This window comes from Aquiflexum sp. TKW24L (assembly GCF_023502205.1).
GTDB lineage: Bacteria > Bacteroidota > Bacteroidia > Cytophagales > Cyclobacteriaceae > Cognataquiflexum.
This window is the reverse complement of the sequence record NZ_JAMFLG010000046.1, coordinates 1-19,978: the sequence shown is the minus strand read 5'-3', so window position 1 is coordinate 19,978 and position 19,978 is coordinate 1. Positions and strand designations below refer to the sequence as shown.

18 protein-coding genes are annotated in these 19,978 nt (G+C 38.6%); 15 read left to right on the top strand and 3 right to left on the bottom strand.

Annotated elements, in window-relative coordinates; translation table 11 throughout:
• Positions 1–36: 36 nt before the first annotated feature.
• Together M3O96_RS19805 and M3O96_RS19800 are read right to left on the bottom strand one after the other, a co-directional pair.
• On the bottom strand, positions 37–828 hold the full coding sequence (locus M3O96_RS19805) for a MotA/TolQ/ExbB proton channel family protein (protein WP_249723664.1): 792 nt from the start codon (positions 826–828) through the stop codon (positions 37–39).
• A gap of 398 nt (positions 829–1,226) precedes the next feature.
• Complete coding sequence (locus M3O96_RS19800) at positions 1,227–1,415, bottom strand: hypothetical protein (RefSeq protein WP_249723662.1); 189 nt, start codon at positions 1,413–1,415, stop codon at positions 1,227–1,229.
• Here M3O96_RS19800 and M3O96_RS19795 point away from each other — a divergent pair.
• The 3 genes from M3O96_RS19795 (at position 1,414) to M3O96_RS19785 (ending at position 2,841) form a co-directional block, all read left to right on the top strand.
• Positions 1,414–1,581 (top strand): hypothetical protein, encoded by a 168-nt coding sequence (locus M3O96_RS19795; protein ID WP_249723660.1) that lies wholly within the window; start codon positions 1,414–1,416, stop codon positions 1,579–1,581. The genes M3O96_RS19800 and M3O96_RS19795 overlap by 2 nt on opposite strands.
• A 163-nt stretch (positions 1,582–1,744) precedes the next feature.
• The gene (locus M3O96_RS19790; protein ID WP_249723658.1) at positions 1,745–2,128 is read left to right on the top strand and encodes a S26 family signal peptidase; all 384 of its coding nucleotides are present in this window, start codon (positions 1,745–1,747) and stop codon (positions 2,126–2,128) included.
• Positions 2,128–2,841, top strand: a complete 714-nt coding sequence (locus tag M3O96_RS19785) for a S26 family signal peptidase (RefSeq protein WP_249723656.1) — start codon at positions 2,128–2,130, stop codon at positions 2,839–2,841. Before M3O96_RS19790 ends, M3O96_RS19785 begins: the two co-directional genes overlap by 1 nt.
• Positions 2,842–3,189: 348 nt before the next feature.
• Here the strand turns inward: M3O96_RS19785 and M3O96_RS22150 are convergent, their stop codons facing one another.
• Positions 3,190–3,369 carry an ORF6N domain-containing protein gene (locus M3O96_RS22150; RefSeq protein WP_349630862.1) on the bottom strand — a complete coding sequence of 60 codons (180 nt, stop codon included), beginning with the start codon at positions 3,367–3,369 and terminating at the stop codon, positions 3,190–3,192.
• A gap of 154 nt (positions 3,370–3,523) precedes the next feature.
• Here M3O96_RS22150 and M3O96_RS19780 point away from each other — a divergent pair, with 154 nt between their 5' ends.
• From M3O96_RS19780 to M3O96_RS19725, 12 genes are all read left to right on the top strand, one after another.
• Positions 3,524–4,282, top strand: coding sequence for a hypothetical protein (locus tag M3O96_RS19780; protein WP_249723655.1), 759 nt, complete (start codon positions 3,524–3,526; stop codon positions 4,280–4,282).
• Positions 4,283–4,507: 225 nt separating this feature from the next.
• Positions 4,508–5,092, top strand: coding sequence for a hypothetical protein (locus M3O96_RS19775; protein WP_249723653.1), 585 nt, complete (start codon positions 4,508–4,510; stop codon positions 5,090–5,092).
• A gap of 129 nt (positions 5,093–5,221) precedes the next feature.
• Positions 5,222–6,832 (top strand): type I restriction-modification system subunit M, encoded by a 1,611-nt coding sequence (locus M3O96_RS19770; RefSeq protein ID WP_249723652.1) that lies wholly within the window; start codon positions 5,222–5,224, stop codon positions 6,830–6,832.
• Positions 6,822–7,952, top strand: coding sequence for a restriction endonuclease subunit S (locus M3O96_RS19765; protein WP_249723650.1), 1,131 nt, complete (start codon positions 6,822–6,824; stop codon positions 7,950–7,952). Before M3O96_RS19770 ends, M3O96_RS19765 begins: the two co-directional genes overlap by 11 nt.
• Entirely contained in the window at positions 7,889–10,174 is a 2,286-nt protein-coding gene (locus M3O96_RS19760; RefSeq protein WP_249723648.1) for an AAA family ATPase, read from the top strand. The genes M3O96_RS19765 and M3O96_RS19760 overlap by 64 nt, the downstream gene beginning before the upstream one ends.
• Before the next feature lies 1 nt (position 10,175).
• Positions 10,176–11,204: a hypothetical protein gene (locus M3O96_RS19755; protein WP_249723642.1), complete on the top strand. Its 1,029-nt coding sequence runs from the start codon at positions 10,176–10,178 to the stop codon at positions 11,202–11,204.
• Positions 11,205–11,258: 54 nt separating this feature from the next.
• Positions 11,259–12,704 (top strand): hypothetical protein, encoded by a 1,446-nt coding sequence (locus tag M3O96_RS19750; protein WP_249723640.1) that lies wholly within the window; start codon positions 11,259–11,261, stop codon positions 12,702–12,704.
• 90 nt (positions 12,705–12,794) lie between these two features.
• A complete protein-coding gene (locus M3O96_RS19745) occupies positions 12,795–13,139 on the top strand; it encodes a virulence RhuM family protein (protein ID WP_249723631.1) in 345 nt (114 codons plus the stop codon).
• Positions 13,140–13,318: 179 nt separating this feature from the next.
• Positions 13,319–14,047, top strand: coding sequence for a DUF6088 family protein (locus M3O96_RS19740; protein ID WP_249723621.1), 729 nt, complete (start codon positions 13,319–13,321; stop codon positions 14,045–14,047).
• The gene (locus M3O96_RS19735; RefSeq protein ID WP_249723620.1) at positions 14,044–15,033 is read left to right on the top strand and encodes a nucleotidyl transferase AbiEii/AbiGii toxin family protein; all 990 of its coding nucleotides are present in this window, start codon (positions 14,044–14,046) and stop codon (positions 15,031–15,033) included. The genes M3O96_RS19740 and M3O96_RS19735 overlap by 4 nt, the downstream gene beginning before the upstream one ends.
• Positions 15,030–18,914 (top strand): HsdR family type I site-specific deoxyribonuclease, encoded by a 3,885-nt coding sequence (locus tag M3O96_RS19730; RefSeq protein ID WP_249723619.1) that lies wholly within the window; start codon positions 15,030–15,032, stop codon positions 18,912–18,914. Before M3O96_RS19735 ends, M3O96_RS19730 begins: the two co-directional genes overlap by 4 nt.
• A gap of 70 nt (positions 18,915–18,984) precedes the next feature.
• On the top strand, positions 18,985–19,203 hold the full coding sequence (locus M3O96_RS19725) for a hypothetical protein (protein WP_249723615.1): 219 nt from the start codon (positions 18,985–18,987) through the stop codon (positions 19,201–19,203).
• The last annotated feature ends 775 nt before the right edge of the window (positions 19,204–19,978 follow it).

Genomic DNA, 19,978 nt, shown 5'->3' with positions numbered 1-19,978 from the left:
ACGTGAAGAATCAATTGGGTATTTGCCCAATCAATATTATTTTGACAATTTGTGCTTCACTAGGATGTCTACCAATGAAATGGAAGCATCTTCCATATCATTCACTAAAGAATCGATTTTGGATACTAGATAATTGTAAAACAATTGAAGAATGATCGCAACGATCAAACCTGCTACAGTTGTTAAAAGGGCGATTTTGATACCACCGGCAACCAAAGAAGGAGAGATATCACCGGCAGCTTCGATGGCATCAAATGCACCGATCATACCGATAACTGTACCCATGAAACCCAACATTGGAGCTAGTGAGATGAATAGAGATATCCAAACCAATCCTTTTTCCAATCTTCCCATTTCTACAGATCCGTAAGCGATGATGGATTTTTCAACCATCTCAATACCTTCTGTATATCTCATTAAGCCTTGGGTGAAGATAGATGCAACCGGACCTTTTGTGTTTTTGGTTACGTCCTTTGCTGCTTCGATTCCGCCTTGTTCCAAAGCAGTCTCAACTTTTGACAATAATTTCTTTGTGTTTGTGGTAGAAAGGTTCAAAGTAACAATTCTTTCAAGTGCAACAGCAAGACCTAGAATCAAACAGATCAATACCGGAGACATGTAAGTTGGATCACCTTCGATGAACTTTTCTTTGATAACTTGGTGGAAACTTTGCTCTTCAGCGATGACCTCGTCATCGACGATTACTGGTGCCGGAGCGGCAGCTTGAGGAGTTTCAACTGCGGCAGTGTCTGCTGCATCTTGAGCTTTCGTAGTCACCGGAAACATCAATATTCCGGAAAGCATGAACAAAGCGATTAACTTTTTCATAGAGTAGATTTTAAAGAGAATTAAATAAAGGTTAAACGGTTTCTAAATTAATTATGAGATTTTAAAGTTATCATTTTTTCATTTCAAATTGCAAAGGAAACTTTCATAAATTTTTTTGAAATAAATTTTCGTATACCTCTTTTTGAAATTTCCGAAAGCTAATCCAAGTATAATGAAAGGTTTGAGAATATTATATAAAAGGAGTTAGATTGGAAATAAATGGATAGATCAGGTGATTTAGGCGGATTATAACCAAATGATGCTTATTGTTAATTTTTGAAAATAGACAATTGAAAATCCCAGTAGGTTCACTCCAGGTATATTGAAAAAGAGGAATTACATTATCATCTTTGAAACCAACACCTTGCATAAACTCAAATCCTTCAATTAGTTGTGAATTAGAAGTAACCTTTAGCCTTTAAATATTTTTCAAAATCAAAGTCAAAAGATTCCCTTTTTTGCAAATAAACGTATCCTATTTGCTGCAAATAATAAAATACTTGAATAGCATCCCCACTTCCCCCAATTACCCTTCGAAAGGTATCTAAAAAAGTTATTTTCCAACCCAAATTCAGAAAATCTCTCATGAAAAAATTTTCAATCCTTTCAATTTTTTTAATATCCACTCTGACTATTTATCCAAATTTTGCCCAAAATCAAAAAGCAATCAATCCGACCATCCATGCTGATGGACTGGATTTGTCGATGATCGGGGTAGGTGACACTTATTATATGAGTAGTACCACGAAGTAAGAGATTCCAGACTTGCATTTTCAGGATTAAGTATTGTTAAATTGTAATAAACTGCCTACCACATTTGTTAATTAGCCTTAAATCAGCGTTTTTCAGTAGCATTTTCAATTTTAGGATTTCTATGTTTAATCTTTATTCATTGAGAAACTTTTCTAAACGAACTATGAAATCAACCTCCACACAAAAAAAACCAATGTTTATTGAATGGCGGAATGCCCTTGTCTTTGCAGTCATAGTCGCCTCCTTGTTCCGTTGGTCATTGGCGGAAGCTTTTGTGATCCCGACCAGTTCGATGGAAAACTCATTACTGGTTGGCGATTATATTTTGGTGAGCAAAGTCCATTACGGGCCGAGGACACCTGCCACGCCTTTGCAGGTGCCTTTGACACATCAGAAAATCTGGGGCACAGATATCCCTTCCTACCTGGACTGGATCCAATTCCCGACTTTTCGTCTCCCCGGAATGAGGGAAGTGGAAAGAGGAGAAACCGTGGTCTTCAATGCTCCCAAAGATCTCCTAGATCCTATAGAAAGCCTTTGGACCTGATGACTTATCTGGTCAAGCGCTGTGTGGCGATTTCAGGGGATGTGATTGAAATCAGGGACAAACAAATTTTTGTCAATGGCAAGGCAATGGAAAATCCTCCCGGTATGAAATTCCGCTACGAAATGTCGACTTCCTACCCTCTTCAATCCCATCACATGGCAGCCTTAGGTTTGGAGGGTGAGGATTATTGGTTTCTAGGATATGAAAAAGGAAATACTCCGGTATATAGCCTTTTGCTGACAAGTGAACAGTTAGAGAAAATGGAATCCGCACCTTTTACGATTTCTTTAAACCTCGCTTCCGATTCCCCATCTGGTTTGGAATTGTTTCCTTCATCGATGGCAAATTCTTGGACGATTGACAATTATGGACCATTTACTGTTCCAAAAAAGGGAATGCAAATTACCATCAATGCCTCCACTTTAAACTTTTATGGAGAATTGATCCAGAAACATGAAGGTCAGGATCAAGTGAGAATTTCCGATGGGAAGTTGGAAATCGGAGGAAAGTCCATGGAGCAATATACCTTCCAACAGGATTATTATTTTATGATGGGTGACAGCAGGGACAATTCCATTGATTCGAGGTATTGGGGCTTCGCACCGGAGGACCATATTGTCGGCAAACCGGTAATGGTTTTATTTTCAAAAAATGTGGAAGGAGCAGGTTTGGACAGGATCCGATGGGAAAGGATATTTATGGGGATTGAGTGATTGAAAAACAGATTGGTAGAAGGTGGGATTCATACTTCATAAGAATTAAGTTAAATGTGTTCGACCCCTTCAGGGTCGTTGTGTTCCCTTCGAATCTTTTGTTCCCCATGGGTTTCACCCATGGTAATTGAGAAGTTAGACCACTTTGCGGTCATTAAACTAGCCGCATTATCCCATATTCAAGACCCCGGACGGGGTCGAACTTTTCAATACCTGTCCGCCATGGCGGAGCCCCCGGTAGAACCGGGGGAATTTATGGATGATGATTGAACGACCAACCCTAAAAGGTTTGAACTTGTGAGAAAATGGAATTACAAATTCCAAAAAATAAAACGGTGTAATTACAAATTACACCAAGATGGGGCTATTAGGTACCGTAAAAAGCGTAGCCACACCTTGTTTAGTGAACATAAAAGGAGGGGTTTTCCGTCCTCCCCAACTTGAGGTCGCAAATTGCGACATCAAGTTTTTACATTCTTCTTCAGTCGGATGTAACATAAAGTATTGTAGAAAAAATAAAACGCCTATTGTGAGTTTAGTAGGTTTTCAACTATCTTTAACTCTTAAGGAATAGAACTAGGAGCCTCCTCAAACACGGTGAAAACACGGTATAAACACGGTCAAAGTGTAAGGGGACTACTACGGAGGGGTAAGAGAAGGTGTACTTTGATATAAAGGAGCTATGGCTAAACTCGTAAGTTGGACCAAGTTTGTAGGCACTCTTGGTGGCATTACATTTTACCTGATGAACGGGAAAAACATTGCCCGGCAGGCAAGACAAAAAAACAGGAAAAGGTATTGGCTGAGCAGGTTTTTTGTTGGAACCAAAAAGGAGAATGATGAATTTGGAAGGGCTTCCCCGCTCAGCTCATCATTCAGAAACTTGGCCCATCCCCTATTGTACCAAATCCATACTGGGTATTTACATTCCCAACTCAGTGGGGTTTTTAGGAAGATCATGCTGACCGACGGCATCCACGGAAAGGGGAAACGAACCCTACTTGCCGGAGATGTCAGCCTGCTTAGAGGGATGGAAATCGCCAAGCAAGCCAAACTTCAAAACCTGCTAGGCCAAATGCCAATAGTCCAAATAGATCAAGAAGCCGGTATGGTGAAAGTTGATTTCTCAAAGGTGGGTCGCATCAATCAAAATGCTATACCTGCAGGGGCAAGTCATTTTCAAGTCAAAATTGGGATTGTCCAAGTCCCCGAGAAACCAAAAGTCAAAGGAAAATCTTTTTTCTCTGGTGAGGAAAATTATTATAAACAGGATGAATCCTTAGCTCAGTTAGGAGAAGTTCCTATTTCCTATGACCCCGTACTCCAAGACTATTTGGGGACGGTGATGGTAGGTATCTACTTTTTCCAAGAAAGCAATGGGCAATTTTATCCGCTCAAAAGTGGCGGTGCGGTCAGGGTTGTGGAGGTGTGGAAAGGGTGAGGGAAAAATTAATGAAAAATGAAGAATTAAAAATTCCTGGAAACTGGAAAGTGGAATTTTAAAATACGCCTAGGCGGGAAGCCTATAATAATGCAACCCACTTCTTTAGTCACTTCTTCTCCTTTCCTTGGTGGAATTTCTAATTGTGTGACAATATGCGTCGGAAGGAATAAAATCAATTAACTCCTCAATTGGAATTTCCTAATTTGATGGAAAATTGAGGATATGGTAATTTTTGAAATCGACTCCAAACAGGCCAAGAAGGTTTTTTTGGAAATTAAAAACCTTATGAGGGCCTCCAAAACATGGAAATTGACCTCTTCAATTGAAATCACTGTCCTGGATGGAAAGATCCAACTGGTAGGGCAAGGATTTGTTAAGGAAATGGATGCTTTGACTACCGGTTCGTGCAAGATGGTGGTCAGGGCGCTTTATTGGTTTGACTTGGTAGACATGACCCAAGACAAAATCTTCAAAGTCGTGGTCACGGATGGAGAAGCCATGGTAAGGACGGTGACTGTTCCTGTGCAGACCGCTTTTTTTGAAACAGACAGGATTCTGAGAAGTATCCCGCTTCCTGCCAATCCTGAGTCCATTGATTATTGGAAACTGGAATACCAAGGGTACACTATGGACGAACTCCAGTTTAACAATGTGGCTACCAAAATCCCCAAGGCAAAAAGAGAATTCGAAGCATGTATCCGAAAAGCTGCCCTTATTCTTCATCCTTTTAGAATTTCAAATACTGAGTTGAGGGAAATAGTCCTTAATAGATTGAGAGAAAGGGAAAAAATTGATTTTAAACTCTAATCGGCTCCTCTATTTCCCAAAGCTTACTTGGGATTTTTTAGTAAAAATACCCTGATCACGGGATAGGATTACATGTAGTAAATCGACTAAATTAGCAGAATACAAATCTGTGATCAATAAGTAAAGATAATGCCCAAACTAAAGGAAGAGCCCGCCAACAAAGCCACGGGAAAAGTAAAAGTATCCAAGCAAATCCAGGATAAGCCCATTGAAGTCACCCTATGGGATGCTGCCAATAAATTGAGAGGTAGCGTTGAGCCTGCAGAATACAAACACGTCGTATTGAGTCTGATATTTTTGAAATTTGCCAGTGACAAGTTTGAGGACCACCGCGCCAAACTGATCGCTGAGGGCAAAGAGAAATACATTGAGATGCCCGATTTTTACAATATGAGCAATGTCTTCTTTTTGGAAGAAAATAGCCGCTGGGGATTTCTGATCAAAAAGTCAAAGCAAAATGACATTGCCCTGCTTATTGACACTGCCCTGCATACCATTGAGAAAAACAACAAAGCGCTGAAAGGTGCCTTGCCCGATAATTACTTTTCCCGCTTGGGACTCGACATCACCAAGCTTGCCTCTCTCCTTGACACCATCAATGACATCGATACCCTCAAGGACCCCAAGCAGGATGTGGTAGGCAAAGTGTATGAATACTTCCTATCCAAGTTTGCGCTTGCCGAAGGAAAAGGAAAAGGGGAATTTTATACACCCAAGAGTATTGTTAACCTGATTGCAGAGATGATCGAACCCTACAAAGGGATCATCTATGACCCGGCCTGCGGTTCGGGAGGTATGTTTGTGCAGTCCATCAAGTTTATAGAAGCGCATCATGGCAATAAAAAAGAGATTTCGATCTATGGGCAGGAATATACCAACACTACATACAAACTGGCAAAGATGAACCTTGCCATCCGGGGCATCAGTGGTAATCTGGGAGAAAAAGCAGCGGATACCTTTGCCGATGACCAACATAAGGACCTGAAAGCAGACTTTATCATGGCCAACCCTCCTTTTAATCAAAAAGACTGGCGGGCAGAAAATGAACTGAAAGACGATCCGAGATGGAGAGGCTACGATGTGCCGCCTAAGAGTAACGCCAATTATGGATGGATTTTGAATATGGTATCGAAGCTATCCGAAAACGGGATTGCGGGTTTTATTCTAGCCAACGGTGCCCTCAGTGGCGGAGGTGAAGAATACAAAATCCGCAGGAAGTTGATCGAAAATGATTTGGTAGAGGCAATTGTTGTTTTGCCAAGAAACATGTTTTACACCACCGATATCAGTGTTACGCTTTGGATTCTTAACAAAAATAAAAAAGCCCGCTCGATAAAATCGGGAGATTTGGAGAGAAACTATAGGGATAGAAAAGGTGAAATCCTTTTTGTTGATTTGAGAAGGTGGGGCACAGAATATGAAAAAATGTTTGTGGAGTTAATTAAAAAGGATTTAGAGAAAATCACCTTTACTTACCATGGTTGGCAGCAAGTTGATTGGCAGAAAACTTATAAAAACATTCCTGAATTTTGCTATTCGGCTCAATTTGAACAATTAAAGCGCCATAATTATTCCTTGGTGCCAAGTAAATACATTGAGTTTATTAACCGAGACAGCGAAATAGATTTTGACACTGAAATGAAGCGGATACAAAAGGATTTTAAAACCCTTTTGAAAGAAGAAAAGCAATCGCAGGAACAATTGATTAATGCTTTTAAAACTTTGGGCTATGAGTTATAAGCGTATTGGTAATTATATTCATTTGGTTGATAATCGTAATAAGGATTTAGCGATTACAAACTTATTGGGCATAAACATTACCAAAAACTTTATGCCTTCGGTTGCCAATACTTCTGAAACGGATTTGTCTAAATACAAAATAATTCAGAAAGGTCAATTTGCATATAGTGCAATGCAAGTAGGCAGAGATGAAACTATCCGTTTGGCATTATTTACAGAAGAAAAACTTGCCATTATTTCCCCTGCTTATTTGGTGATTGAAGTGAATGACGAAAATGAACTGCTGCCAGAATACATGATGATGTGGTTTCAAAGACCCGAATCAGACAGATACGGGTGGTTTATTAGCGATAGCAGTGTAAGGGCAAGTTTAGAATGGGAACGTTTTTCCGAAATAAGGATACCCATTCCTGATATTGAAGAACAAAGAAAATTTGTTGCTCTTTACAGCGGCTTGCTGACCAATCAAAAAACTTACGAAAACAGTTTAGCTGATTTACAATTGATTTGTGATACCTACATTGAAAATCTGATAAAAACGGAAGAGCCGAAAGTGCTTGGAGAATATATTGAGCAATCGGATGAAAGGAATAGAGATTTGAAGATTGACAATCTTGTGGGAATAAGTGTGAACAAGATATTTATTGAAACCAAATCTAATAAAGAGCAACTAGAGTTATCGAATTACAAAATTGTTCGCCAAAGAGAATTCAGCTATGTCTCAGTTACTTCAAGAAACGGTGAGAAAATTTCAATCGCACTTTTAGATGGCGAAGCAGGACTTGTTTCTAGTACTTATACAGTATTTAGAGTAAAAAACGCATCAATTTTACTACCTGAATATTTGTTTTTGTTTTTTAAAAGAACTGAATTTGACCGTTATGCAAGATTTAATTCTTGGGGCAGTGCAAGAGAAACTTTTGATTGGGCTGATATGTGCAATGTAAAATTGCCCATTCCCGATATTAAAATCCAGGAAGCCATTGTAACTATTTATCATACCTTGGAAACTCGAAAACGTATCAATGAGCAACTGAAAAACGCTATTAAACCGCTTTGCCCTGTCCTGATGAAGGGGGTGGTGGAGAGTTTGAAATTAGAAAAAGTAAATACCCAATGATTACATCTATCAAAGTAAAAAATGTAGCTACTTATGACCCTGTAAATGGGGTGCAAATAGATGGGTTAAAAAAAGTGAACTTTATCTATGGGGCTAATGGTTGCGGCAAAACCACATTATCAAACTTTCTCCAAAATCCAGTTAATTTAAAATTTGCTAATTGCACTGTAAATTGGAAAAACGAAACACCAATTAAAGTATTGGTTTATAACAAAGAATTTAGAGAACAGAACTTTGGAAAGGGTAAACTAAACGGGGTTTTTACGCTTGGTCAAGCTACTAAAGAAGAAATAAAAGTAATTGAGGATAAAAATGAGGAATTAAAAAATGTAAAAGCTGACGGAATAAAAAAACGTGAAACGCTTAATGCTCAAAAACAAAGGAAGGACGACTTAGAAAAAGAGTTTACTGAAAGTAGTTGGAAAAAGATTTATAAGAAGTACGATAAAGAGTTCAAAGAAGCCTTCGTAGGCTCAATGAAATCTGGGGAACTTTTTAAAAATAGATTGTTACAAGAGTTTTCAAATAACATAGCGACTTTAAAAACTTTGGGGGAATTGAAAGAAAACGCTAAAACCATTTTTGGAGAAGTTCCTCAAAATATTGAACCAATAAATACAATTAGCTACGAAAGAATACTTGATATTGAAGTTGAGTCTGTTTGGAAGAAAATAATTGTTGGTAAAGCAGATGTGGATATTGCCAAACTAATTCAGAAACTGAATATCAACGATTGGGTAAATCAAGGAAGAAGTTATATCCAAGCAGATGAAGATATTTGTCCTTTTTGTCAGCAACCAACCATTAATGAAGATTTTAAAAATCAGTTGGAGAATTGGTTTGATGTAACTTACTTAAACGATATCAAAGTAATAAAAGAGCTAAAGCAGGAATATAATTTATTGACACAAAATCTTATCAATGAACTAAATGATATTGAAACGAGTCAAAAGAATTTTAAAGATACAAAGCTAAATGTCGATAAATTTTCAGCCTACCTTAAAACTCTAATAAGTCAAAATACAACCAATAGCGAGTTTTTAAACAACAAAATCAAAGAGCCTAGTAGAAGTATTGAGTTAGTTTCTCTAAAAGAGCAACTAGATTTAATTGCAGACTTAATCAAAGATGCCAATGATGAAATCAAAAAGCACAATGATATCGTAGCAAATTTCAATGCCGAAAAATCTGACTTAATTCGATCGATCTGGAAGTATATTATTGAAGAATTCAGGACTGATATTGCTAAATACCTTTCAGACAAAGGAGGATTAGAAACAGGAATAACAGGTTTACAAACACAATTAACTGCAAAGCTGACTGAGTTTCATACCCTACAAAGTGAAATTCAGAATCTCAGTAAAAATGTAACCAGTATTCAGCCAACAGTTGATGAAATAAACAGACTTCTAAGGTCGTATGGTTTTTTAAACTTTGAAATTGTCCCCACTGCAGAAAAAGGATTTTACCAAATACTACGTGAAGACGGAGAAATCGCTGAAACAACTTTAAGTGAGGGAGAAATTACCTTTATTACATTTTTGTATTTTCTGCAAAGAGCAAAGGGTGGAGAAACTGAAGAGTCTGTAAACGAAGAAAGGATTTTAGTAATTGATGATCCTATTTCTAGCTTAGATAGCAATGTATTATTTGTAGTTAGCACATTGATTAAGGAAATAATTAAAAACGTAAAATCAGATGTAGGCAACATCAAACAGATAATTCTACTAACCCACAATGTGTATTTTCATAAGGAGGTCTCTTATGAAGGATTGAACAGGAAGGGAGAAAAATCTCAATTCTGGATTCTACGCAAGAATAACAAAGTTTCTACTATTCATTTCTATGGGTTGAATAATCCAATCCAATCATCTTATGAATTACTGTGGAGAGAAATAAAGGAGTGGGAAAATAACTCGGGTATTACTATTCAAAATACACTAAGACGAATCCTTGAAAACTATTTCAGTATTTTAGGGAACAAACGAGATGATGTTTTAATCAATAAGTTTACAACTCAAGAAGATAGGGAAATTTGCAGTTCTTTATTAAGCTGGGCAAATGAGGGTTCTCATACATTGCCTGATGATTTATTTATTGAAGCACCAGACGGAACAATTACCAAATACTTAGAAGTGTTTAAAAATATTTTTAGCCACACTGATAATATTGGTCATTATAATATGATGATGGGAATGGAATTAGACTTCGAAAAAAATTAGCATGAAAAAAAAGCATAAGGTTAAAAAAGAAATTAACGAAAAGACTTTTGAATTGAATATCACAAATGAATTACTCACCATTAGTAAGTCATTTTTATGGTATTTAGACTTCTCCCCTATTTCTCATTTGCTTTCTGGAAAAACTTGGTCACACTTTTTGAACCAATCCACATTTTTCGCTGAAGGTCTTACCCAAGAAGAGGAGGCAAATGCCGGAGGAGGTTATGACGTTTCTATAAACATAAACAATCCAACCTTGGCCGATAAGCGACTCTTAATGCTTCAATACAAATCCGGTGAGCATATGGATTATAGTGTAAAAGCAAGATCTCTGTTTAAAAAACCCAGCGCTCCATCTGAACATGTTTTATTTAAATTCAATGAAGCAGCTGGTAAAACACAACATATTATTCTTCGAGCCCTTGCAAACACTCCCGGCATAAAAAAGGAGTCAGTAATGTATGTGTTTCCTAGAATTACATCAAAATCTGATTTTCATAGCAAAATTGGAAACCTAATTTGGCATACTAGTTTCGTCCCCGTTCTTGAATTAGATGATCAAGGGAGTATTAAAACCCCACCCTGCATAATTAATGCAGGAAAAACACACAACTATAGAACTTCTTACGATGGAATAAAAAGTGAAGTGAATTACTTTTTATTTATATTTTTTCCCAAACAATTAATTATACTTGAAATTTTGACTGAACTTATTTGTATTCAAATTGAAAGGTTTCTAAAATTCCTTAAGAAAAAAGCGGAATTTATATTAGAACGATATATTGATTTGATTATAGAATCATTAAATCTATTTGTAAAAAATGAACTTGAGGAGATTGACCAAATGGGGAAGAGTTTTTTACAAAAAGAGGTAACTAGTTTCATTGAAAGGGTAAAATCAGAGTATATTCCAAACAAAATAATTCCTATTGCACATAGTAGGTTTACTACTATTATTCCAACAGAAGGTCTAAAACTAAAATTTGAAAGCAAAAATGACTTTTCCTCAATAAATTATCAGGTCTTTTAAATACAAGAAAGAATAGACAATTAATCAAACCTAAATACTACAAATACAACTTTTATGAAGCAGCTAATTATTTTATCCATCCTTATTCTTGGGATTTCAAGTTTTTGTTCAGCCCAAAAAATTAAAGATTATGATCTTGAAAGAGAGGTGAAAATTAATTTCGTTCCAGGAGATAAGGTTACTGTTCCCAAAAGGATAAAGACCGGCGACTTTTATCGGGTGGTAGTGGACAGCATCAACCTCAACAATTATCGGGTAGAAATAAATGTCAAGGACACTGTGTACTACAGCAAGGCATTGGATTTCCCGGTTTTTGGATCGATTGATTTAACTGGCTTAAGTGATATATTAGGTAAATTCAATGCTGCAGAATTGGCTAAAGCTTTGGAGGCTAGTCCGGATTCAATTGCTATTGACAATAAAAAATTCAAGGTCGATCCTAAAAAAAAGAATCCACTAACCGAAAAAATTCTTTCAAGACTCAAAGATGAGGAGGAATATCTTAAAAAATTCGGTATAATCCTCAAGGCCGAAAATGAAAAAATAGACAGTTTGAGCTATGAATTAATGACAATAAGGATAACCTCCAAAATAAATCCTATACCTAGAGATTTTAATTCTATAGATATCAAAGGAAAGCTTCAAGGGTTTACACGAATCAAAATAATTCTTTCAAAATTAGAAGCTGACTTGAAAGCAAATGAGGATAAGTTAAAAGAATATTTTAGCAACCCAGATGTTATTCTTTTAATGAATACCCCTGGAATTGATTCCATTCTGATAAACACTGAGAAAACAAAGGTTGATAAAGCTATCTCCGAATTGAAAACAAATACCGCAAAAGCAAAATCTCAAGTAAGTTCAGAAAATGCTGAAAAAGCACTTGTCTCCATTGTACATCTTTACAATCAAACAACTTATACCTCCCTTCCCATCCAATTTACCGGAGAAGAAGCAGAAATCAAGATGAGTTTTATTCCTAAGGATTCGGCTTCAAATCTTCAGACGTATCACCTTTCCCCTATCAAGTTTGGACGTTCTCCTTGGTATTGGGCTGTTGGACCTGGATTGTATTATTCTAATCTTCAAAGTGAGCGTGTTGGCTTTGAGACGGTTCAAGTGAATGACTCTACCCAGAACTTCAAAGTGTTGAAGGAATCTCCTTTAGAAGGAGAAATTGGGGTTTCGGCACTTTTTCACGCTGGGTACAAGCTTCCGATTTTGCATGAATTCTTTGGTGTTCACGGAAGTATAGGTACAGGCATTTCCTTAGGTGAAGAAATAAGGGCTAGATTGCTTTATGGGTTTGGCGTTTCAATTGGAAAGAAAAATCATCTTACTGCAAATATTGGCTGGGCTACCGGTTATGTGGATAATGTCTCGGCGAGTTTTAATGAAGAGGATTACGGAACAAAACTATTTGTAGAAAAACCATCCGTTCTGATAAAGAATCTAGATACAGGTATTTTTTATAATGTAGGTTATGTCTTTACATTCTAGCCTAACATGAAATTCACTGAACGAAAGTTGGAAAGTGCTTTTACCGAGTTGTTGGGGCAATTCAATTACCAGATGATCTGTATATAAAAAATGAACAGCGATATCCTTATCTACCAAAACCCTGATGGCAATATCAAAATCGATGTGCGCCTGGAGGAAGAGACTGTCTGGCTTACTCAGGCACAGATGGGGCTATTGTTTGGTAAAGACAAGCGAACCATCAGTGAGCATCTTGGCAATGTCTTTCAGGAAGGGGAATTGGACAAAAGTTCAACTGTCCGGAAATTCCGGATAGTTCAACTGGAAGGTTCCAGAGAAGTGGAAAGAGAAATCGATCATTATAATCTTGATGTGATTATCTCGGTAGGTTATCGGGTTAAATCCGCTCAGGGTACACAGTTCCGTATCTGGGCTACGCAGCGCACAGCGTCCTAGAAAAAGAGGAAAGCTTGAAAGAGATCGAGGCTGACATTAAAAAACTGGGGAAAGCAAAGAAATGAAATTCTCTGAAGGAATTTGGAAAGTGCTTTTACCGAGTTGTTGAGGATGGAATAATTGTCAAGTTTTACACGTAAAAAACTTGACATTTTAATTAAAACAACTACCTTTGACGTATGAAAATTGCAGCGCAGATACGGAAAACAATTGAAAGCATACCCGAAGGTAAGCCTTTTGGATATGATGATTTGGGTATAGGCCAAGCTGATTTTGTGACTGCTGCCAAGGCATTGGAACGACTCCAAAAAAAAGGAATCATCAAAAAAATATCCAAGGGGATTTTTTATAAACCTGAAGAAACCCGGTTTGGAACCTTAGGTCCGGATTACAATGCCCTATTAAACCGGTTTTTGTTTAAAAAAGGAAAAAGAGTGGGCTATGTAACCGGTGGCGAATTGTACAACCAATTAAACCTTACCACTCAAAATTACTTCAGAACAAAAATAGCAACCAACAGAAGCCGAAAAAAAATAGAAAAGGGATGGCTTAAGACTAGTACTGTAAAATCGTATGCAGAAATTACGGAGGACAATTATCAATTGTTGGGTGTATTGGATGCACTGAAAGATATAAGAAACATTTCCGATACATCCACTTCCCAAGCCATCAAAATTTTAGCAGGTAAATTGGTGAATTTCAGTAAATCAGCCATTGGAGATTTGATCAGACTTTCAATGACCTACCCACCAAGGGTAAGGGCATTGTTAGGCGCAATAATTGAAGAAAAGTTTACCACTGAGTTTGATTTATCTGATTTAAAAAGCAGCTTAAATCCAACAACGGTATATAAGTTGAATGTTAAGGAAGCCGAATTTCCTACCATTAAAAACTGGAATATTAGATGATACTGCACCAAAATCTAACTGAATTTGTGAAAGCAGTAAATTTTACAGCCGAAACAATGGGAATAAAATCCATATATGTAGAAAAGGACTATTGGGTTACCTATGCTTTGTTTACGATTTTCAACAATGAAATCGGTAGGGATACGGTGTTTAAAGGAGGGACGGCGCTCTCAAAATGTTACAATATGGTGGACCGTTTTTCGGAAGATATCGACTTGGTGGTATTGAGGCGTGAAGGAGAGTCAAACAATAAACTAACGACAAAAATCAGAACAATAAGTGATGTGGTAAATAGGGTTTTGCCGGAAGTAACTATTGAGGGCATAACCCAAAAAATGGGAATGAACCGCAAAACAGCCCATTCTTACAATAAAGAATTTAGAGGTGATTTTGGACAGGTCAGGGATGCAATTGTGGTAGAATCCACTTGGCTCGGATATTTCGAACCATACACCACCAAAAGCATTGTTTCATTTGTTGGTCAAATGATGTTGGAAAATAAGCAATCTGATTTTGCAAAAGAAAACGGACTGCTTCCTTTTGAATTGCAGGTATTAGAACCCATCAGAACCATTTGTGAAAAAATTATGAGTTTAGTCCGTTTTTCTTACAGTGAAAACCCGATAGAAGATTTAAAGAAAAAAATAAGACATACTTACGATTTACATCAGTTATTACAGCAAGCGGAATTTTCAAAATTTCTTCATTCAGAGGCTTTTGATAGCATGCTGTTGAAAGTAGCCAATGATGATGTGGCAAGTTTTAAAAACAACAATAAATGGCTGATTTATCATCCCAATGAGGCGCTCATTTTTAAAGACCCGGAAAATGTCTGGACTGAACTGAAAGCAGTTTATAAAGGTGACTTTAAAAACCTGGTATATGGAGAGTTGCCCAAAGAAGAATCCATTTTGGAAACCTTAAAGATGATTCGAGAAAGAATGCAATCAATTTCCTGGACAATAAAAATTGAAGGTGTAAAATGAAATTCACTGAAGGAAAGTTGGAAAGTGCCTTTACCGAATTGTTGGGGCAAGAAGGATATCCCCATCATTTGGGCGTTACCCTTTCCCGGCCGCCTGAGGAGGTCTTGATTGAGGAGGATTTGACAGGTTTTCTTTTGGAACAATACAGCAAGGAAGGAATTACGCTAAACGAAACCAAATCCATTGTTCTCCAACTCAAATCCCTCTCCTCTTCCGACCTGTACGAAAGCAACAAAACATTTTTGAGGATGCTTTCGGATGGTTTTATACTTAAAAGAGAGGACCGCAGCCAAAAGGACATTTATATCCAACTGATTGATTACAGTGGCTTGGATACCCAACGCCAAGCTGATGCAGTTGACCTGATATCCATAGCTGGAGAAGATGTTGAAAAAAACTTCAGCTTTGATGAAAAAGCTCAATATCAAAGGGACAACAACATCTATAAGTTTGTCACCCAATTTGAAATCTTCGGATCGGAAAAACGCATCCCGGACGGCATTGTCTATGTGAACGGTTTGCCACTCGTGGTCTTTGAATTTAAAAGTGCGATCCGTGAAGAGGCCACGGTGTACGATGCCTTTAAGCAACTGACAGTCCGATACCGCAGAGACATTCCTGAGCTATTTAAATACAATGCCTTCTGTGTCCTCAGTGATGGAGTGAACAACAAAGCCGGTTCCTTCTTTGCCCCTTATGAGTTTTTCTATGCCTGGAGGAGAGTTCTAGGTGGCGTGAAGCTCCCGATTTACGAAAAAATCGACAAGCAGGAGCTTGCCGAAGCTCAGGGAATAAACAGCATGTACACGTTGGTTCAGGGCATGTTTGATAAGAACCGTTTCCGAGATATCCTCCGCAACTTTATTTACATACCTGACAGCTCCAAGAAAAACGAGAAAATTGTCTGCCGCTACCCGCAGTATTATGCGGCAAGGGCATTGTATGACCATATAAAATTGGCACAAAAGCCCCATGGTAACGGAAAGGGAGGGACTTATTTTGGAGCCACGGGTTGCGGAAAGAGTTTTACCATGCTCTACCTCACGCGGTTGCTGATGAAAAGTGAATATTTTGAGAGTCCTACTATCATCCTGATTACCGACCGCACCGACTTAGACGATCAGCTTGCGGGGCAGTTTACCAATGCCAAGAAGTTTATCGGGGACAATACCGTCATCAGTGTGGAAAGCCGGGCCGATCTCCGGGAATTATTGGAAGGCAGACAAAGCGGTGGCGTTTTTTTGACCACCATCCACAAGTTTACCGAAGATACCTTATTGCTGACAGATCGGACAAATGTAATCTGCATCTCAGATGAGGCCCACCGCAGTCAGGTGAACTTGGACCAAAAAGTAAAAGTAACTGACAAGGGTGTTACCAAGACTTTTGGCTTCGCCAAGTATTTACATGATTCCTTGCCGAATGCCACTTTTGTAGGTTTCACGGGGACACCCATAGATGCCACGCTGGATGTTTTTGGCAAGGTGGTGGATGCCTATACCATGACCGAATCGGTGAAAGATGAAATCACGGTTAGGATCGTATATGAAGGCCGGGCGGCCAAGGTATTGCTGAACAATTCCAAACTCAAAGAGATAGAAGCTTACTATGCCAAATGTGCCGAAGTCGGGAGCAATGAAAATCAGATAGAGCAAAGCAAAAAAGAGATGGCGCAGATGTATGCCATTATTGGCGATCCTGCCCGATTGAAAGCGGTTGCCGAAGATTTTGTAACCCATTATGAAAACAGGGTTTCTGAAGGTTCGACTGTCAAAGGCAAAGCCATGTTTGTGTGTAGCACACGGGAAATCGCCTATGAGTTGTATAAAAATATCATAGCCCACCTGGGCTCTCGAAGCTCCAGCTTCGAGCACATTGAAAGTACAAACTACGCTCAGCACTTCACCAAAAACTTTGGAAATCCTGAAGAGTGGCACTATGGTAATCTACCCCACCGAAATAAAGAAGGTTTAATCCAATTCATCACATTCAGATTAGCAGATAGCCTTCCACAGGAAGTTTTAAAAGAAATCGAAGAAGAAATTCAACATCTTTCTGATGATATAAGAGACGTAGAAAGGCGAAAAAAATGTCAATACTGGCTTGATCAAGGATTAGGATGTTGCGCTTTGGCAAACAGAGAAATGGCTCAAGTAGTGCAGGAAGCCCTTTTACACCACGACGGGGATAAATATAATTTATTGGCTTGGTCAATTATGCCAAATCATGTTCATGTTTTGATTAAGACAAACGGAGATTTGGTAAGGATAATTCAGTCATGGAAATCATTCACAGGGAAATGGGCCTTGCAAAACAATAAAAGGTTTAATCTCGGGATTGACAAAGACGCAACAAAATTTTGGATGTCTGAATATTGGGACAGGTTTATCAGAGATGAAGAACATTTTAACAATACTGTTAGATATATTCTGAATAATCCTATGAAAGCAAATTTGCCTGAAAATCATATTGCTTTTTTGTACAGAGGAATACAGCTGGAGCTGCATTCAACCCAGAAGCTACACCCCACCCAGATTAAACTCATTGCCACAAGAGGACAAGATGACCAGAAAGAACTTTACGACTTATTAGGTACCAAAGAATACCGCAAGGAATTGGACCGGCAATTCAAAAATGAAAAGTCCAACTTCAAGATCGCTATCGTAGTGGATATGTGGCTGACAGGATTTGATGTGCCATTTTTGGATAGCATCTATATTGATAAACCGATTCAAAGGCATAACCTGATTCAGACCATTTCAAGGGTAAACCGCAAGTTTGAAGGAAAAAACAAAGGCTTGGTGGTGGATTACATCGGTATCAAAAAGCAAATGAATCTGGCTTTGAAGCAATACAGTGAAGGCGACAAAGACAACTTTGAGGACATTGCCGAATCCATCATTATCGTCAGGAATCATTTAGACCTATTGGCTAGACTTTTACACACCTTCGATAGCTCCAAGTATTTCAATGGAACCACCATTCAGCAATTGCATACTTTGAATTTGGCGGCTGAATTTGTTCAAAAGACGAAGGATTTTGAGACGCGGTTTATGGGTTTGGTGAAGCGGTTAAAGGCTGCTTATGATATCTGTGCAGGAAGTGAACAATTGAAACAATCAGAAAGAGACTATACCCATTTCTATTTGGCAGTCAGGTCTATCGTCTTCAAACTTACCAAAGGAAATGCTCCCGATACTGCCCAAATGAATGCCAAGGTTAGGGAAATGATCAAAGATGCCCTTCAAAGTGATGGGGTGGAAGAAATATTCAAACTCGGTAATGAGGAAGAAACCGAGCAGGATATTTTTGATGAAGATTATCTGGCTAAGATTGACAAAATCAAGTTGCCCAATACCAAAATCAAATTGCTACAGCAACTCCTTGCCAAAGTGATCAAGGAAATGAAAAAGGTAAACCGGGTCAAAGGCATTGACTTCAGCAAAAAAATGCAGGACCTGGTGGACCGGTACAACCTAAGGGATGAAGCAGATATTTTGAGAAGTGAGGTTTATGAGGAAATGGCTGAAGCGCTTACCAATATGATTTGGGAAGTTCACAGGGAATTCTCTGCCGGAGATGCCTTGGGAATTGACTTTGAGGAAAAGGCATTTTACGATATCCTGAAGGAATTGTGCGTGAAGTATGATTTCAACTATCCTGAGGACAAATTGATAGAATTGGCTAAGGCGGTGAAGGACCTTGTGGATGGGCAGGCCAAGTTCCCAGATTGGAATAAACGGGACGATATCAAGTCAGCCTTGAAGGTTGGGTTGATTTTGTTGCTGGATGAATTTGGCTATCCCCCTGTAGAGAGAGATGAAGTGTATGTGGAGATTTTTGAGCAGGCGGAGAATTTTAAGAAAAATCAGGGGAGGTAAAGGATGGGAATAACAGAGAATATTCAGATTTTTTCAGTCGACATAGGAGGATGATCCAACCATTTCGGTAATGAAGATTCTCCATCTAAGAAGATTCGTGACCGAAATACCTTGGAACCCGCCATTTTATCCCCGAGCGGCGGTGCATGGAGATTTGTTTGAGTATGAGAATTGGAGCAGCACCTTGCACGGGGTAAATAATATTCAGCCCACTTCGGGGCTGTTGGTCGAAGGGGGGGAAATGAGAGGAGTTTCCAACCATTTCGGTATTGAAGATTCTCCTACTTAGGAAATACGTGACCGAAATACTAAACAAACTGCCCTTTTATCCCCGAGCGGCGGTGCATGGAATTTATTTGAGTATGAGAATTGGAGCAGCACCTTGCACGGGGTAAATAATATTCAGCCCAATTCGGGGCTGTTGGTCGAAGGGGGAGAAATGAGAGGAGTTTCCAATCATTTCGGTATTGAAGATTCTCCTACTTAGGAAATACGTGACCGAAATACTAAACAAACTGCCCTTTTATCCCCGAGCGGCGGTGCATGGAATTTATTTGAGTATGAGAAGTGAAGTAGCACCTTGCACGGGGTTATTAATATTCAGCCCGCTTCGGGGCTGTTGGTGGAGGGGGATTTATGAATAGAATTTGGAATGGGATACAATTCAGAAATCTTATTCTTTAGAAAAATTATATAATGGAAAACTAGTGGGGAGGAAGCGCAATTCCAGGCCGGCGGTGGCCTTGTGTGGGGAAGGATTATTGCGCTAGTCCCGATAGCTCGGGATGGTTACTTTTTGTGGTAAAGCCTGCCCCGTATTTATCGGGGACAAAAAGTGACACTAGGACAAAAAAGAAAAGAATTTATCAAATGATTGAAACAGGAAAACGATAAGATTCTCTCCACCATTTCGGTATTGAGGATTCTCATTCTTAGGGGGTTCGTGACCGAAATACCTTGGAACCCGCCATTATATCCCCGAGCGGCGGTGCATGGAATTTGTGGAAAGTATGGAAATTAGAGTAGCACCTTGCACGGGGCTACCAATATTTCGCCCCGATGGG

Bases quoted from the DNA above. Each gene is read 5' to 3' on its own strand.
- M3O96_RS19740 (WP_249723621.1), top strand. From the start codon at position 13,319: ATGAAAATTGCAGCGCAGATACGGAAAACAATTGAAAGCATACCCGAA.
- M3O96_RS19785 (WP_249723656.1), top strand. From the start codon at position 2,128: ATGACTTATCTGGTCAAGCGCTGTGTGGCGATTTCAGGGGATGTGATT.
- M3O96_RS19795 (WP_249723660.1), top strand. From the start codon at position 1,414: ATGAAAAAATTTTCAATCCTTTCAATTTTTTTAATATCCACTCTGACT.
- M3O96_RS19790 (WP_249723658.1), top strand. From the start codon at position 1,745: ATGAAATCAACCTCCACACAAAAAAAACCAATGTTTATTGAATGGCGG.
- M3O96_RS19775 (WP_249723653.1), top strand. From the start codon at position 4,508: ATGGTAATTTTTGAAATCGACTCCAAACAGGCCAAGAAGGTTTTTTTG.
- M3O96_RS19770 (WP_249723652.1), top strand. From the start codon at position 5,222: ATGCCCAAACTAAAGGAAGAGCCCGCCAACAAAGCCACGGGAAAAGTA.
- M3O96_RS19725 (WP_249723615.1), top strand. From the start codon at position 18,985: ATGAAGATTCTCCATCTAAGAAGATTCGTGACCGAAATACCTTGGAAC.
- M3O96_RS19765 (WP_249723650.1), top strand. From the start codon at position 6,822: ATGAGTTATAAGCGTATTGGTAATTATATTCATTTGGTTGATAATCGT.
- M3O96_RS19805 (WP_249723664.1), bottom strand. From the start codon at position 828: ATGAAAAAGTTAATCGCTTTGTTCATGCTTTCCGGAATATTGATGTTT.
- M3O96_RS19800 (WP_249723662.1), bottom strand. From the start codon at position 1,415: ATGAGAGATTTTCTGAATTTGGGTTGGAAAATAACTTTTTTAGATACC.
- M3O96_RS19755 (WP_249723642.1), top strand. From the start codon at position 10,176: ATGAAAAAAAAGCATAAGGTTAAAAAAGAAATTAACGAAAAGACTTTT.
- M3O96_RS19780 (WP_249723655.1), top strand. From the start codon at position 3,524: ATGGCTAAACTCGTAAGTTGGACCAAGTTTGTAGGCACTCTTGGTGGC.
- M3O96_RS19730 (WP_249723619.1), top strand. From the start codon at position 15,030: ATGAAATTCACTGAAGGAAAGTTGGAAAGTGCCTTTACCGAATTGTTG.
- M3O96_RS19750 (WP_249723640.1), top strand. From the start codon at position 11,259: ATGAAGCAGCTAATTATTTTATCCATCCTTATTCTTGGGATTTCAAGT.
- M3O96_RS19745 (WP_249723631.1), top strand. From the start codon at position 12,795: ATGAACAGCGATATCCTTATCTACCAAAACCCTGATGGCAATATCAAA.
- M3O96_RS19735 (WP_249723620.1), top strand. From the start codon at position 14,044: ATGATACTGCACCAAAATCTAACTGAATTTGTGAAAGCAGTAAATTTT.